5 protein-coding genes are annotated in these 15,619 nt (G+C 70.6%); all 5 read right to left on the reverse strand.

The window, feature by feature from the left end; translation table 11 throughout:
- A partial coding sequence (pglX, locus tag FMEAI12_RS13455) for a BREX-2 system adenine-specific DNA-methyltransferase PglX (protein ID WP_112106295.1) occupies positions 1–3,570 on the reverse strand: 3,570 nt, incomplete at its 3' end.
- 67 nt (positions 3,571–3,637) lie between these two features.
- On the reverse strand, positions 3,638–8,227 hold the full coding sequence (gene pglW / locus FMEAI12_RS13460) for a BREX system serine/threonine kinase PglW (RefSeq protein ID WP_112106281.1): 4,590 nt from the start codon (positions 8,225–8,227) through the stop codon (positions 3,638–3,640).
- Between the two features lie 89 nt (positions 8,228–8,316).
- Positions 8,317–9,441, reverse strand: a complete 1,125-nt coding sequence (locus tag FMEAI12_RS13465; protein WP_112106282.1) for a CBS domain-containing protein — start codon at positions 9,439–9,441, stop codon at positions 8,317–8,319.
- Positions 9,442–9,472: 31 nt separating this feature from the next.
- Positions 9,473–11,290 carry a DUF262 domain-containing protein gene (locus FMEAI12_RS13470; RefSeq protein ID WP_112106283.1) on the reverse strand — a complete coding sequence of 606 codons (1,818 nt, stop codon included), beginning with the start codon at positions 11,288–11,290 and terminating at the stop codon, positions 9,473–9,475.
- 697 nt (positions 11,291–11,987) lie between these two features.
- Positions 11,988–15,566 carry an AfsR/SARP family transcriptional regulator gene (locus tag FMEAI12_RS13475; protein WP_160144271.1) on the reverse strand — a complete coding sequence of 1,193 codons (3,579 nt, stop codon included), beginning with the start codon at positions 15,564–15,566 and terminating at the stop codon, positions 11,988–11,990.
- Positions 15,567–15,619 lie beyond the last annotated feature (53 nt).

Here is a 15,619-nt window from a genome sequence, read left to right on the forward strand (position 1 = left end):
CCAGCTCGCCAGGGCGTCCTCGGTCAGGTTGAGCTGGCCCAGGGTGTCGGCGAGGAAGGCGTCGTAGACCTCGGCGGGGGAGCCGTCATAGAGCGGGTCGACCTCGTCGTGCCACTGGCGGACCCAGGGCATGATCTCGCGCAGGCCGGCGGCGAGCGGCGTGAGGCGGGTGCCGTCCCAGCCGTCGTTGTCGCGGCGGTCGACGATCAGGGTGGCCAGCGCCTGCGCCTGCTCCCGGTGGTCGAAGCCGGCCCAGCCGATCAACAGCGTCGGGTCGTTGTCCCGGCCGGCCGGCCGGTAGGAGATGAACCGTTCCTTCGGCACGTCGAGCTTGCCCCGGGCCCGCCAGAACGACGTCTTCCGGAAGTCCTTCGGCGCGTACTTCGGCGGAACGGGAATCGCGTCGCGGATCTCCTTGGCCTTCGCCGGGGTCGGGGCGGCGTCCTCGGCGCGCTGCTGCTCCCAGACCGACTCCCAGTCGGCGCGCTTCACCAGGCCGGTGTCGGCGTAGCGCAGGGCGGCGAGGAACGGGACGTGCTCGTCCTCGACGAGGGCCGCGACGACCTTGGCCAGTTCCTCCCTGGGCCGGTAGATCTCGGCGACGGACACGAAGTCCGCGTCGGCGGCCAGCTCGCCGGCGAGCTGGCCGGTCGTCCACAGCCGCGGCTGCACCATGCCGTCGACATCGGTGAACCACAGGTCACGATTCTCCAGCCGGTCGAGCAGCCAGCCCCGCAGCGCCGCGTCCTGCAGCTTGTCCCAGCCCTCGGTCGCCCACCGACGCTTGTACTCAGGCCGCTCGATCAGCCCTATGTTCCGGTCAGACTCGATGACCGCGATCCGCTTCTCCACCAGAGCGCGGTACTCGGCTGGCCAGTGCGCGGGCGGCTCGGTGATCGGCGTTGATCGGTGCAGGTGATGCTTGAACCAGGACGTGGTCGTCTCACCGGCAGCCACGCGTCGTGCAAGGACGATCTCGAACGCCCGCTCTCCCAACTGGATCTCGGGTATAGCCGTCACCGGCAGCGTCAATTCGTCGGTAAGCAAGCCGTACTGCCGATAGACCTGCCAGTCGAGTTCGTCCTGCAAGGCGATCATGCGGCCGCGGGTGGCAAGCCAGCCGGCCTTCGCTGCCGCAAGGCTGCTTCGGGTGGGAACGGCATTGGTAGCGACAGCGGCCGGGCTCGCTGATGTTAGCTGCTGCGCGAGTCGGTCGACCTCGGAGGCGAGTCCCAGCGGGTATTCGACTGGCAGTGGGAATTCCTGCAATTTTGTACCGGTGAACTCGTAGTGGTTCTCCCACTCATCTGCGGCCAGCGCTGCGTAGCCGGCCTCAACCCGAGCGCCCCCTCCTGCGCCCTTGTTGTGACTTACCTGCTTGAGCCAGAAGCACGCCGTTGAACTGTTCAACACCCCCAGCAGTCGCAGATACTCTTCCTCTGGCGCCCCCGTTGGCAGCTTTATGATGGGGGCGGTGCGGTTGAAGACCCGACCTTCCCTATCCAGCGTAAACTGATTGTGTGTGCTGACGAATGCAAACGAAATGGTGTTTCCGTGATAACGATCGGCAAAGAACATTGAATACGCGGTCCACGGTAGCCCTCGCTCGATTTGGGTTTTTCCGAACGCGACTCGGACGCGCAACTGTGTCCGGTAAGGCCATAGGAAGTGCTCAACTTCCGCGACGGACGAAACGGGCTGGAGATTTGCGAGACGGTAGGGCCACAGCGCAATGACCTCGTCGCGGAACGCCCAGTCTCGTATATTTTCTCCATCGAGTAGAGGCTTGCGGTATTCGGGTGCTATCCCTCTTCGCTGAAGAGTGTTGTCGCCGACAATAAATGCTTCGTTTTCGCGAGTTACCGCCCCCGTGCCAACCTCTGCGAGTCGGCCAAGGCGAGAGGCGGTAGATCGATGGATCAGGCTCGTCACCGTAGAGGCGCCGCCGCCCGCAAGACTCCAAGGATGGGTGGTCAGACTACCACGCGGTATATCTGAGACGGACACCCACTCGCTCTCCGAGTCGGCATGCTGAATCTGTCTAATTATTGCTTGCCACACCAATCCGTTGCTCGCCTCATTCGGCACCGCTGGCTCGCCGCGTATACCGAGGGCGGCGCGAACAGTCAGGGTGCGCTTGTCCCGGTTTGAACGGCCGGTCAAGATGACTGTTGGAGTGCCGTGTCCTGGGATGTAGGCGCCGGAGGTGTCGATGACGTGGGTCAGCTCGGCTCTGTCCGCAAAGAAATCCTGGATTAGCTTCTTCCCAAACTCGCGCTTCATGAAGGAGTTGGCCGTGATCTGGCCGACCCTGCCAGCGCCTCGTCCCTGATCGTCGGCCCTAATTGCCAGTTCGAAGAAGCGCTGCGCGAACGGGACGGACAGTGCATAGCTACCCGCGCAGGCATCGTACATCTCGCGGTAAAGCGCGTTGAGCTTTTTGTCCTTGACGGTTATGTAGGGCGGGTTGCCGATGACAACATGGTAGCGCCCCTGTTTGAGGATTCCGGGGTGGTCGACGAGATCCTCGGTGGCGTAGGAAAACTCTGCGAGATCGTCACGATCCCCGTCGTACAGACCGGGTTGGCGATACTTTATCAAAGAGTCGCCGACGGCCACGTGCAGCGGAAAGGTGTAGCCCGCCGCCGCTGACAGCGAGTTCAGCCCTGCGGCGCGCAGTGCGGCGATGATAAGACGGAACCGGGCGATCGCTACCGCGTACGGGTTGATGTCCACTCCGTGGACAGCGTCCAGCGCGAGCCTCACCCACTCGAAGACGTCCTGGCTGTGAGCCTTGTCTTCCCACCTGGCAAACAGTCGATGGAAGGCGCCGAGCAGGAAGTGGCCCGACCCGCAGGTCGGGTCGATCATCTTGAAGTTCTTGAGGTCTTCGACCTCTTGGCCGAACTCCTCCAGGGCCGGCTTCAGCGTCAGGTCGAGGATGAACTCCTCGACGAACTCGGGGGTCTGGAGGAGGGCATACTTCTTGCGGACGTCCTCGGAGAGGTCCTGGTAGAGGTCGCCGAGGAAGCGGGTGTCCCAGTCCGGGTCGGTGAAGTCGTGGACGAGCTCCCCGGACTGGCGTACACGCCAGAAGGTGATCAGGTCCTTGGCCGCGTCGTGGGTCACCGGGATCTGGAACAGCGCGTTGTGCCGCTCGTCGAACAGCCCCGCCCCGACCGGCACCTTTGAGATCTCGCCGAAGGCGGCGAGCAGCCAGTCGCGGGCGGTCAGCTCGGGGTGCTGGACGTAGAACTCGTTCAGCCGCTCCTCTGCGAGGGTGAGCCGCGCCTCCGGCCCGGCCAGGTACGGGTCGCAGATCAGCCCGTTGTCCTCGCAGAACCGGACGAACACCGTCCCGAGCACCCACGCGACCGCGGCCTGCGTGACCCGCTCACCTAGCCAGGCCGACCAGGTGGCCGCCGTCCGGCCGACCTTGCGCGCCTGGTCGTACTCAGCCCGCAGCCGCGCACCGACCTCGGGCACGGCGTCGACCTGGGCCCGCAGGTCCTTCTCCAGCACCTTGACCTGCTGCTTGGCGTCCTTGAGCAACGCCACCCGGTCGATCATGATTGTCTCCCCACCCACTCAGCGCAACCTCAGCGTCATTCGCGTCCCCCGCCGGGCCTTAAGGATCTCAGGACGCCTTGCCGGCTAGTTCGTCCCCGTCGCCCGCAGCGCGGTGCAGGTTGCCCACCCACGAGTCCGGCAGCGGCACCCAGTCGCTGCCGGTCACCAGCTGTACGAGCGCGCCGTCGAGCCGTGGTGGCAGGCTCGGCTCGGTCGTCGGGCAGAGGAGCCACAGCGGCCGGCCGCCGGCCCGTGCCCGCTCGGCGAGCGCGAACAGCACGTCCAAGCCCCGGCCGTCGTAGCGGCCGAAGACGCCGGCGTCGTGCAGCAGCAGCGGCGCGGGCTGCCCGCCCGGCCCGGTCCGGCCGGCGGGGGCGTCGAGCAGTTCGGTGAGTAGCGGCGCGGCCCGTTCCCAGGCGAGCCGCACGTACTCGGCGAGGTTCGCGGCGGCGCGGCTGCCGGGCTCGGCGAGGTCGGCGCGCAGGATCGTCGCCCACGTTGGCTTGGGTCTCGGGTCGACCTCGGCGTGCAGGGCGTCGAGGAACACGGCGGCGACGTCGACCAGTCCGGCGGCGAACCGGTGCGGCTTCGCCAGCTCGGCGCGCGCCGTCAGGTAGTGGCTGCGCCGGACGGTGAGTGCCCGGAACCCGCCGGTCTCGGCGGCCGTGGTCAGGCGCTGCTCGGCGGTCGCGGCGGCGACCCTGCTGGGGTTGTCGTCGGCCAGTGCCGAGCGGCCGGTCCGGCCACCCAGGCCGGTGGGCTGGCGGACAACCGGTGTCGGGCGGGAGCCGAGGCCCGTCGAGGAGAGCAGGCCGTGCGGCTGCCGGTAGCCGCCGCGGGCGTGGTCCCACTCGAGGGTGAACCCGGCGTCGCGCAGCGGGCCGTCGAGCCGCGGATGCGGTGGCAGCTCGGTGTCCAGCCCTGGGAACCGGGCCAGCACCCGCTCGTGGATCGTCTCGACGGGAAGTGGATCACGTTCGGTGCGTTCGTCGGACCCGGTGGGCTGCGCGGGGATGGCGCTGGGGCGGGCTGGGAGGAGGACGCCGGCCTGGGAGAGCCGCAGGGCCCGAACGAGGCCGAGGGCGCGCGGGTAGATCTCCAGGCGGGCGTTGGTCGCGGCGGTGCGGGACGCGGCCGCGGCCAGCCCGACGAGGCGCGGCGCGGTGAGCGCCGGCATCCCGTCCGGGCTGGCCGCGGCGAGCTCGCGCAGCACGGTCGCCGGGCTGGGGAGCTCCTCGGCCTTCGCCAGCCGGTCGGCGACCTTGCCGAGCGCCACCGCGTAGTCGAGCAGCGACGGCGCCGACGGGGTGGCCGGGCCGTCGGCCTCCGTCACCTCCAGGGCGACCAGAACCCGGTCGCTGTCCTTGTACTTCCGCCGGGCCATCCGCGGCTCGGCGTCGAGGTCGACGGTCTCCAGCGCGGCCCGGACGACCGCCGCCGCCCGCGCCCGCGGCGCGCTCGTCCCCGGGGAGCTGCCCCGGCGGGCGAGCACCGCGGTGACCAGCTCGTCGAAACCCATCACCCGGCCGGCCTCGGCGAGGATCTCCACCAGCTCGCCGTGCACCGAGCGGACGGCGGCGTCGGCGTGCCAGGCCTTGCGTCGCGCGGTCAGCACCTGGGCGATCCGCCCCGGTGTCACGCCGACCCGCTCGGCGACCAGCTGCTGCCCCGGCCAGAGCGGCAGGTCCGGCACCGTGCCGGCGTCGTCCGGCAGGCCGAGCAGCAGGCGGGTCGCGTCGGCCTCGGTGGTGGCCCGCGCGGAGCGGGGCAGCAGCCGGTCGGCCACCAGCTCGACCGGCATCCGGGCGTAGTCCGTCGCCGTCGCGGGCTGGGCCGTCGGCGACGCACCAGGCGACGCGCCCGGCGGCCCGCCGGCCGGCGGGCTCTGCGGGGCCGGGGCGAGCGCGCGGCGCCACTGCCGGATCCGGCTCTGCAGCTCCTGGCGGGTCTTCCCGGCCAGGCCGGGCAGGCCGATGATGTCCTTCGAGCCGAGGTCGAGCAGGTCGCCGACGGTCGTCGAGTCCAGCCGGTGCGCCGCCGAGACCGCGCGCGGGGATAGACCAGCCTGCTCGAGCGGCGTGACCTCGGTCGCCTGGGCCGCGGCCTCGTCCGGAGTCAGCGGCTGCTCGCCGGCGGGCGGGTGGACGCTCGGCACCGGCGGTGTCGAGTCGGCGGCGCGGAAGACGGCGAGCCAGGCGTCGCGCATGTCCTTCAGCGAGCCGAACCGCCTGCCCGCGTCCCGGTCGAGCGCGCGCAGGAAGAAAGAGGTGAGGCCGGCTCGGATCGCCGGGTCGAACGCCTCCGTCGCCACCGTCGGCGGGCCCTCGGTGAACCGCGCCTCGGTGGAGCCGTCGCCCCACAGCGGCAGCTCGCCGGAGGCCATCTCGTGCAGCGTGACCGCCAGGGCGTACCGCTCGGCCTGGTCGTCGTAGGTGGTGCGGGTGCCGGCGCCGAGGAACGGGTCCAGGTAGCGGGGCGTGCCGGCGGCGGTGTCGCGCACGGAGTGGTTGGCCAGCGAGAAGTCGATGAGCACCAGCTGCCAGGTCCGGTTGGGCCGGCGGCGCAGCACGATGTTGTCCGGTTTGAGGTCGCGGTGCGCGACGCCCTCGCCGTCGAGGTAGTCGACGGCGACGAACAGGTCGCCCGCGAAGGTGTCCAGGTCGTCGACCGAGAGCCGGCCCTCGCGCAGCTTGCGGGCCATGGTCTGCTCGCCCGCGTGGTCGAGGACGAGCACGGTGCGCCCGCCGATGACTAGGGTGTCCTGCCGGGCCAGCCTGATCACCCGCGAGTCGCGCAGCCGGCCCAGCACGTCCGCCTCGTGCGCAAGCCGCGGCGCCCGCTCGTCGGAGAGCGCGACCTTCAGGACCTCGTCGCGGTTCGTCTTCTCGTTGCGCGCGAGGAACGCGCGGCTCGTCGAGCCGGTACCCAGCCGGCTCCTGATCCGCCACTCCCCGCCGACGAGGTCACCGCGCTCGGCCTCCAACGGGTCCAGCTCCGGCGCCGGCTCCGCAGGCAGGTCGATTGTCGGCGTGGTCGCGCTCTCCGGTGCCGCGCTCTCCGGTGCCGCGCCGGCCGGCCCTATGACGTCGTCGACGACGAGCTGCAGCCAGTCGAGGAACTCGCCGACGGTGGCGAAACGGTCCTCCGGCTTCGCCCGGGTGGCCAGCGCGACCAGGTCGTTCGCCGTCTCGGACAGCGAGTCGACGACCGCGGACGGGTGCAGCCCGCCGGCCTCGGCGAGCCGTGCCTTCAGCGCGTTGCGGGTCGGCGCGGGGGCCTCACCGGTCAGGATCAGGTAGGCGAGCGCGCCCAGGCCGAACACGTCGATGCCGACCGGGTCCGGGTACGGGGCGTCGACCTCGGGGGCGAGGTAGCTCTCCGCGGCCCGTTCCAACTGCGGCAGGAACCGGTGCGCGGGCTCGATGGCGAGCGCGACCGAGGTCTTCGTCATCGAACCGGTCAGCTGCCCCGTCGACGCGTCGATGTCGCGGGCCGCCGCCTGCCAGTCGCTGATTACAAGCCGGGGGGAGAGCCAGCGCCGCTCGCTCTCCGCCTGGTCGTCGCCGCGGCGGGCGGCCGGCACGACGAGGACGCTGCGGGCCGCGAGCGTCCGGTGGTAGAGGTGGCGGCCGTGTGCGTAGTCGAGTGTCTCGGCGAGCTCGCGGATCATTCGCAGCCGGGTGCCGGCGTCGAGCCGGTCGCCGTAGCGGGCGAGGTAGTGGTCGAGGCGCATCTCGTCGGGGTGGTGCCGGAAGATCAGCGCCGGGCCGGCCTCGTGCTGCTCCAGGCCGTCGATCTGGACGATGCCCTGGTGGTCGATGCCGTTGAGGACGAGGAACTCGCGCTTGGCCGCCGCCTCCCGAGTCCGGCGCTCGGCCTCGGCCGCGCCCGTCTCCACCAGGTAGATCCGCACGCGACGGCGCGCGGAGCTCATCTGGGTGTGCCGGGCGTGGTAGTCCTGCCACGTCGGGCCGGACTCGAAGGCCGGGAACTCCAGCTCCCAGGCGCCGACGCGCTGGTGGCGCCGGCTGCGCGCGATCCCGGCGGCCGGGAGCAGCGTCGCGAGCCGCCTGGACGTCTCCGGGCTGATCCGGTGGCGTTCGTCGCGCAGCGGCGCGTCCAGCAGACCGGACCAGATCGACGGGAGCGCACCCGCGGTGCCCGCCCTGACCGGGGCGCCGCCGCCGGCGGGCTCCGGGCCGAAGATCCCGTGCAGCTGGAAGTCCGGCAGCTCGACCTTCAACGTCCCGTTCGAGAGGAAGACCGCCGGCTGGAAGAACGGCATCCGCAGCCTGCCGAGCCCCTGCGCGCGGGCCGCGGTCTCCAGGAGGTGCTTGAGCTCCTTGGACTTCTGGTTCGCGAGGATCAGCGGATTGTCGAAGATCAGGTCGCCGCCGGACGGCCGGTGCTGGACCCAGTTCGACCCGGAGGCCGTCAGCCGGCCGGCCCAGCTCTTGATCTCGACGAGGTACACCCCGCCGCGGGCGACGACGAGCAGGTCGACCTCGCGCAGGTGCCCGGTCGACGCGACGAAGGTGAAGTTCGACCAGGCCCGGTACGGCTCGGCGTCCGGCAGCAGTCGCTGGACGTGCTCCAGTGCCTCCCGCTCATGCGGGAACTGTGACGCCGTGACCGTCGTCCAACGCCTGTCCTGCACCCCGTCTCCCCGCTGCTCCCGCCGCCACGCTCCGAACGACGACCCCCGCTGCCCCAGCCCGCGACACTAGCCCAACTGCACGAACCTACTTACACGGCGAGCTTCTTGAGCATTCCGTGGAGCTGCTTGATCTGACGGTTCTCCTCGGCGGTCAGCGGCTCCGTGCGGAAGTGCGCGACCGCGTTGCGGATCTTGCGGACATCGTCGAGGAGCTCGATGAAGGCCGTCTGGTCGACGAACGGCCAGCCGAGCTTCTGCCAGTTCGCCGGCACCTTCAGCAGGTACTTGTAGTTTCCGAACATCATCTCCGCGACCCGGTCGGTCTTCTTCCCGGTGGCCTTCAGGACGGCCGGGTCGTGGTCGAAGATAGGCGTGAGCAGGCCACGGATGAGCCGCTCGATCTCGCCGATCACGAAGAACGGCCGGGCGAGGTCACCGAAGCGGGTCGCGACGTCGGCCATCGTGACGATGCCGCAGATCTCCCCCTGCTGGTTGCGGACCAGGACGTAGTCGGACGCCGTGATGGTGGCCAGCGCCGCCAGCAGGCTGTCCGTGTCGTGGACGACCTGTACGTCGTTGTAGGTCGCCTTCGCGAGGGTGGGCGCGTGATCGTGCGCGTACAGCATCGCGACGGACTGCCAGGTCACGACCCCATGGAGATGGGACGCGCCTTCCAACACCGGGATCTGCGAGTACTCCCACTGGAGCATGCAGGTGATCGCCTTGTGGAGGCTGTCCCTGGGCCCGACGGTGCAGAGCTCCCGATGGTCCGACAGCAGGTCGCCGACCCGCAGCGTCCCGCCAGGGAGTTCCTCGTCGGGGTACTCGCCCGCCGCCTCCTGCCCGGCCGGTTCCTCCTGTCCGCTCGGTTCCTCCGTGCCGTCGTCCGCGGCCCGCTGCGGCGGGATCTCATCGGGTGATGCCGTGGTGTCGTCGGGTGAAGGTGATGGGTCGGGCACCTCGGTGGCCGGCGCGTCCTGGGGATTCGCGCTGGGTGGGCCGTCGTCCTGAGCTGGTCGCGAGACCGGAATAATCTTGATCTGGGTGTCGAGGGGGCCAGCCTCGAAAGTCGGCTCGGTCGCCAGCCGGGCCTGGGAGAGCTGAACGCGGATCGCGGAGATCGCCGCGGGGCTGCGGACGCCGTAGTCGAACCGTTCCAGCAGCTGCCGGATCGTCAGCTCGCTGTCGACCAGCGACGTGAGGATGTCGTCCATGCGGGTTGCCTGTGATCTCTGTGTTGGGCGGTCAGCCGGCCGCGACGACAGGCGAGGGCGTCTCCCGGCCCGCGGGCTTGCCCATCGCTTTCTCGATCAGAGCGAGCAACCGCTGGATCCTGTCCTCGTAGAAGGCGCCGAAGTCATTGGCTCGGAGTGTCTTCGGGTCGATCCGCTGCGAATCGACAAGATCATCGATCCAGTCGGCCGGCAGGCCTGACTCGCGGGCGAACATCTCGAGGTAGGTCGCCGGAGAGCGCCCGCCGATCGTCTTGGCCGCACGCAGCGAGAGGGGCGTCTTGTTGATCACACTGGTCATCCGAGGATCCTTGGTTCCGGCGCGATCGAACCAGGCCTTCGGGAAGATCTGCCTGAAGTCGACCGTCTCGGTCACCAGAGTGTCGGCGTTGATCGGCGCGTCGGTCGCGTACCAGTCGTAACAGCCCTGCTGCAACAGCAGTGCGAAGACGCCCTTGTAGGCGGCGCTGACCTTCGTCGTCATGGTGTGCAGCCGCTGCTCCTGGAACGCCGCCTCGGTGACGGTGTCCGGATTCCTGCCGGTGCCGTTAACCCAGTCGACCATCTGCTCGACGTCCTTCGGGAACCGGCTCTCGGTGGTACCGCCGTAGAGCTCGCCGAACACGCCACACCAGTACCAGCGGACGATCTTCTCGTGGGTCTCCGGCCGGTCGGTGGCCGCCCCGAGGACGGTCCTGATCGCCGCCAGCGGCACGAGCTGTGTCCGGTACGGCAGTTCGCCGCTACGGAAGACGCACTGGCCCTGGAGAAAGTCGCCGGCCCAGGCGAGCGCCTCCGTAACCGCCGGCGACCATTTCCGGTAGTCAGCCAACGGGAGCGTCAGCAGGTCCCTGCGCTTGCACCGGATCGACGGCGCGTCCGCGGTCCGTCGCGGATGCTCGGCGAGGTAGCGGTGGCGCTTGTGGTAGCTGATGACCAGCATGAGCGCCTGCAGGAAGTCGATGTTCTTCAGATCCTCCAGGACCGGGTACTTCTCGCTCAGTCCTTTCGAGATGCCTTCCCAGTCCTCCTGAAGGTTGAACTCCGAACCGTGCGTGGACGTGTACCCACGGTTGCCGGCGTAGGTCGCCGTGAGCAGTTCGAAGACGTTCAGGACGAGCCCGCCGGTGTTGACCTTCTCGAACACCGTGCAGACGGCCTCGTTGCTCGTCTCCTTCGGGAGCTTGACCCAGGGCACGCGGAACTGATTGATCCTCTTGAGTACCTCGCCGTTGAAGCGCCCCCAGGTGCGTCTCCGGTCGTCATCTACTGCGTAGATCCATCCCCAGTCATTCGTCTCCATCGAGTCCAGGCTGAGGTTGAGCGGGAACATCCCCGCTGCGCACTCCTTCTCCCGGCTGCTCAGGTCGATGACGTCGTCGGGCCCGGAGCCCCGGCGCAGCAGCCGGCTCGCCGGCACGGAGACGATGGCCTCCTCGCGCTCGTCCTCGCTGCCGATCGCCCGGACGATGTCGATGTAATACCAGACCGACAGCTCGTTGTGTCGCTCGTCCTCGGTCTGCACGGGCTCGCGGGAGACCAGCGCGTGGTAGAGCGAGGTGAGGCGCTGCTGCCCGTCCAGTAGCAGATGCGCGGGGACCTCTCCGTCGGGAACCTTCGTGCCCTCCAGCGGGCGCGCCTTGAACTGAGCCTCACCGCCGGTCTCCAGCGACATGATCACTCCGAGCGGAAACTCCCGGGTGACCGTCGCGAGCAGCGAACGGATCCGCTCGTCGTCCCACTTCCACGCCCGCTGGAAGTCCGGGAGCTGGATCTTGCCAGTGGACACGTCCTTGAGCAGCGTCTCGAGGAGGGTGTCGTGCACCGCCACCGTGCGTTCCCCCTGTCACCAGATGGTCGCCAACCGTTGGAGTGTCTCCACGCTCCGCGCTGGCGATCGAACTGTATCGACTCGACAGCGCACAACACGACACGTCAGATACGAAGGCGGACATGTCGGTAGCGGAGGCGAAGCCGGCGAGCGGGCGCCGAGTTGCCGACCCCGGACCGCGAAGTCCCAGAGGTGTCAGACCGCCGAGCAGATGCGGGCCTGTCGCGACGCCGACGATCACCGTCACCGTACGGGCCGAAGTGCCCGAGACCCGCCAGGTTCACGGAGCGCCTGTTCGAGTCGGTAGATGATGTAGCGGTCGGCGTGGTCACTGGGCATCGCCCCTGGCCAAAGCCCGCGTGGTGACCGGTCGGACAGTGATTTCAGGGTCAGCAACCAAGATCAATCGGTTCGGATGCTGGTGCGCAGGGTCGACCATGTTGCGGCCGTGCGAACCGCCTCCGCCTGGCCGAGGTGCTGGTGCGGGGGCCGGGCGGGCGGCGGCGACTTCGGAGGACACCCGCGGTCGCCACCGGGAGCCGCCGGGTCAGCGCCAAGAACGTGCAGGGAGGGGGAGGCCCTCCGTCTGCCGCTCATTCGACGGTGTCGCCCTGGTCGTCGGCGCGTACGGCGGTTGGCCGGGCCGCCTCGACCTCGGCAGAGTCGATCGTCGGCTCCTTCGTGTGGTCAGGTGTCGTCAGGTGCCGGAATACGGCAGCCGCATGCCGATGGTCTGAGCGTCGCGCGCGGCGGCCAGGTCGAACTGTCGGGCTTCGTCATCATGCCCGGCGCGGCGTAGCGCCTGGGCGAGCCGCCGCCGGGAACGGATGACGAACGGCACCCCGCCGGTCTTTTCGGCAAGCGCCAGCGACGACCGCAGGGCGGCAATGGCTTCGTCCACCCGGCCCAGTGCCAGGGCGAGCCCGCCCCGGTACAGGGCGGCGGGGCCCATGCAGGTCAGGCCGAGAACAAAGGTCACCAACGTCTCGCCGTACCCCGCGATGCGGTCCGCGAGGCCGGTCGCCCAGTCGGCCATGTCCGGGACCGCGTCGACGACCTGTGTCACGATCTCGGCGAGAATCACGACGTAGACCGGTTCCATGGCACCCGGAGCGACGTCGGCCAGGTCCGGCCGGACGAGGCGGCGGACCTCACGTGCCGCAGCCTCCGGGCGTCCGGTCTCCGTGAGCGCGAGGGAGCGGATCAGCGCCCACTCGGCGATCATCTGTTCCTCCATGTCGTACACCTGCGGGAGGAAGTCGCCCATGGTGCCGCGGTCCCAGGCGGTGATGCCGTGAATTGTGGTGGCGGACTGGGTGAGCGCGTTGATCGCCCCGGGCGTCACGCCCGGTAGTGACCCGCCCAGTACGGCCGCGACCTCGGCGGCCTGGTCGTACCGTCCGGCGTAAAGGTGATGCATCGCCTGCCAGCAGCGGTCCAGAAGGTCGAAGTCAGGGTCACGCACCTGGCGCAGCCGCCGGCTGAAGGCGGCTGACTCGCCCTCCGCGGCTTCGACCCGGCCCAACTCCCAAAGGACAGCCCGACGCAGGTGCCGGGCCACCAACTCGCCGCCGGGCGGGCCGTCGGCCGTCGCCAGCAGCGTGTCGGCAATCGCCAGCCGAAGGCCGGCGTGCTGCGGTGTCCAGGCCGCGAGCGCCCGGGCGATCAGCAGACCGGCGGGTTCATCGGTCGTCCCGGGTCGGGCCGCGCGCTGACCGGCGAGCACTTCGGCTGCCCGCAGGATGAGACGGCTCGCCGCTTCCGGCTCCCCGTAGCACGCGCGGACGGCCGCCGCGGCGAGCAGCCGGAAGCGGAGGTCCTGTTCGGTCGCGGGCAGCGCGGCCGCCGCGGCATCCAGATCGGCGATCAGGCCCGGCACGGGAACGTAGAACAGGGAGCTGTAGCCGCCGACCACGTCGCCGGCGCGGGTCAGGGTCGCGAGTCCCGCGCGGACGGTGTCGCCGTTCGCCGTGGCGATCCGGGCGGCCTCGGTGAGCACCTGCTGTGCCTCCGCGAAGTCGGCGGACCGACGCAGCGCCTCGCCGCGGATCACCATCAGGTCGACCAGCAGGTCAGGATGGTCCCCGGGGACGAGGTCGAGACCATGGCCGGCGAGCGTCGCCGCGTCCTCGAACGCGAACTGCGCGAGCGCGGCCCGCGCCGCGGTCGCCTGCGCCTGTGCGGCGCGCAGGTCGGTATGTCCGGCCGCGGCGGCGCGGAGGTGGTGCGCGAGCACTGCGGCTGGCACCGACGCTCCCTGGTGGGCCACCAGGGCGTCGGCGACGAGGCCGGCCAGGCGGGCACGCTCGGCCGTTCCCATACCGACCAGCACGGCCTCCCGGACGATGTCGTGGGCGAACCGCAGTCGGCCAGGGGCGGGCACGTCGGCCAGCCCGGCGGCGACGGCGATGTCCACCGCGTCGAGCGCGGCGGCCTGGGTCATGCCGGCGGCGGCTGTCACCACCGGCAACGCCGCCTCGCGGCCGACCACGGCGGCCGCCGCGAGGAGGGTCGTCATTGCGGCGGGCATCGCGGCCAACCTCGCGAGCACGGTGTCCCGCACCCCGGTCGGCAGCGTGCCGGCCGCCGCGGCCTGGTCGACAGAGGTGGTCGCCGCCAGTCGGGCGAGCTCGACGACGAAGAAGGGATTGCCGGCGGTGCGGTGGCGGACCGCCTCCGCCTGTTCGGGGGTGGGCGCCATCCCGCTCACGGCGCCGAAGAGCCGGCCGACGTCCGTCGGCGGGAGCCCGGCCAGCTCCACCCTGGTCAGGGCGGGGTGACGGGCGAGCACGCCGAGTAGCCGGCGGAGGGGCTCGCCGTCCTGCGGCGACTGGCCGCGCCCACCTGCTGGGACGGCGGCGCCGAGATCGCCGTCGTCGGCGTGATCGCCTGGGACGGCCTTCCCGCCGCGCTCCGGGCGGAAGCTGCAGACCAGCAGCACAGGGACGTCCGTCAGTTCACTGGCGAGGATCTCCAGCATCGCGATCGAGGCCGGGTCGGCCCAGTGGAGGTCCTCGAGCAGCGCCAGCACCGGACCGGCGGAGGCGAGATCGGCCAGATGGCGGCCGATCGCCAGCGCGACCTCGAAACGGACCGGACCGTCACCGTCCCGGCTCGCACCGAACGCGCCCACCACTTCCGCCGGGAGGCCACGCAGCAGCTGCCGCCATGGCCAGTAGACAGGGGCGCCGGAGACCTGCGTGCAGCGGCCCCAACGGACCTGCGCCGGTACCCGCCGGGCGAGTTCCTCCAGCAGCCTGGTCTTGCCGATGCCAGCCTCGCCGGACAGCAGGGCCACGCCGGTCGCCCGCTCGGTGGCGGTCCGCTCCCACGCCTGTTCGAGGGCGGAGAGTTCCCGGTCTCGGCCAAGCAACGGCAGCCGGCCGCCGGCGGCCGCGGGGGCGGTCGCGGCTGCCGGCCTCGTGCCGGAAGCGGCGCCCGGCGAGCCGACCCAGGGGTATGCGGTGCGGGGGATGCCAGGGCGGGGGATGCCGGGGCGGATCAGCCCGGCATCCTGCCGCAGGATCGCGGTCTCCAGCTCCCGGAGCTCGGCCCCCGGCTCGAGACCCAGATCGCTCGCGAGGGTCTGCCGTGCCTGACGAAGCACGGTGAGCGCGTCGGCCTGCCGGCCGCTGCGGTACAGGGCGGTGGCGAGCTGGGCGTGTAGCCGCTCCCGCAACGGGTGCTGGCCCGTCAGGACGCGCAGCTCACCAATCACCGCATCGTGTTCGCCCAGGTCGAGCCGGACGGCGAGAAGGTCCGCCCGGACGGCCATCTGGTCCTCCGCCAGCTTCACCCGCGCCGCCTCGGCTGCCGCGTGGCCCTCCAGGTCGGCGTACGGCTCACCCCGCCAGAGGGCGAGAGCACGCTCCAGATGAGCGCGGGCGCCGCCCGGATCCCCACCGTCGAGCGCTCCCCTGGCCAGCGCCCGCAACTCGTCGAGGTGCCCGGTGTCGAGATCGGTGGGGGAGATCGCGAGGGCGTAGCCGGAGCCCCGGGTGACGAGCAGCCGGTACGGCGGGCTGACCTTCGGCTCCAGGACCCGGCGCAGCGCGGACAGGTGTGCCTGCAGCGTGGACCGCGCGGCGGGCGGTGGTTCCCCCTGCCACAGCTCGTCGGCCAGCGCGTCCGCGGTGACGGTGACGCCGGGCCGTAGCAACAGGAGGGTGATCAGTTCCCGGCGCCGCCGCGGGCCGAGCTCCAGCGGGGAGCCGTCGCCGGCGGTGGCGATGGTCGGTCCGAGAACACCGAACCGCACGGGGGAGGAGCCGCTCACCGCTCCGATCGACCCTCCCGATTCGCCGCCGCCGGCCAGGCGCCAGCCGGACG

The organism is Parafrankia sp. Ea1.12 (genome assembly GCF_900465275.1).
GTDB lineage: Bacteria > Actinomycetota > Actinomycetes > Frankiales > Frankiaceae > Parafrankia > Parafrankia soli.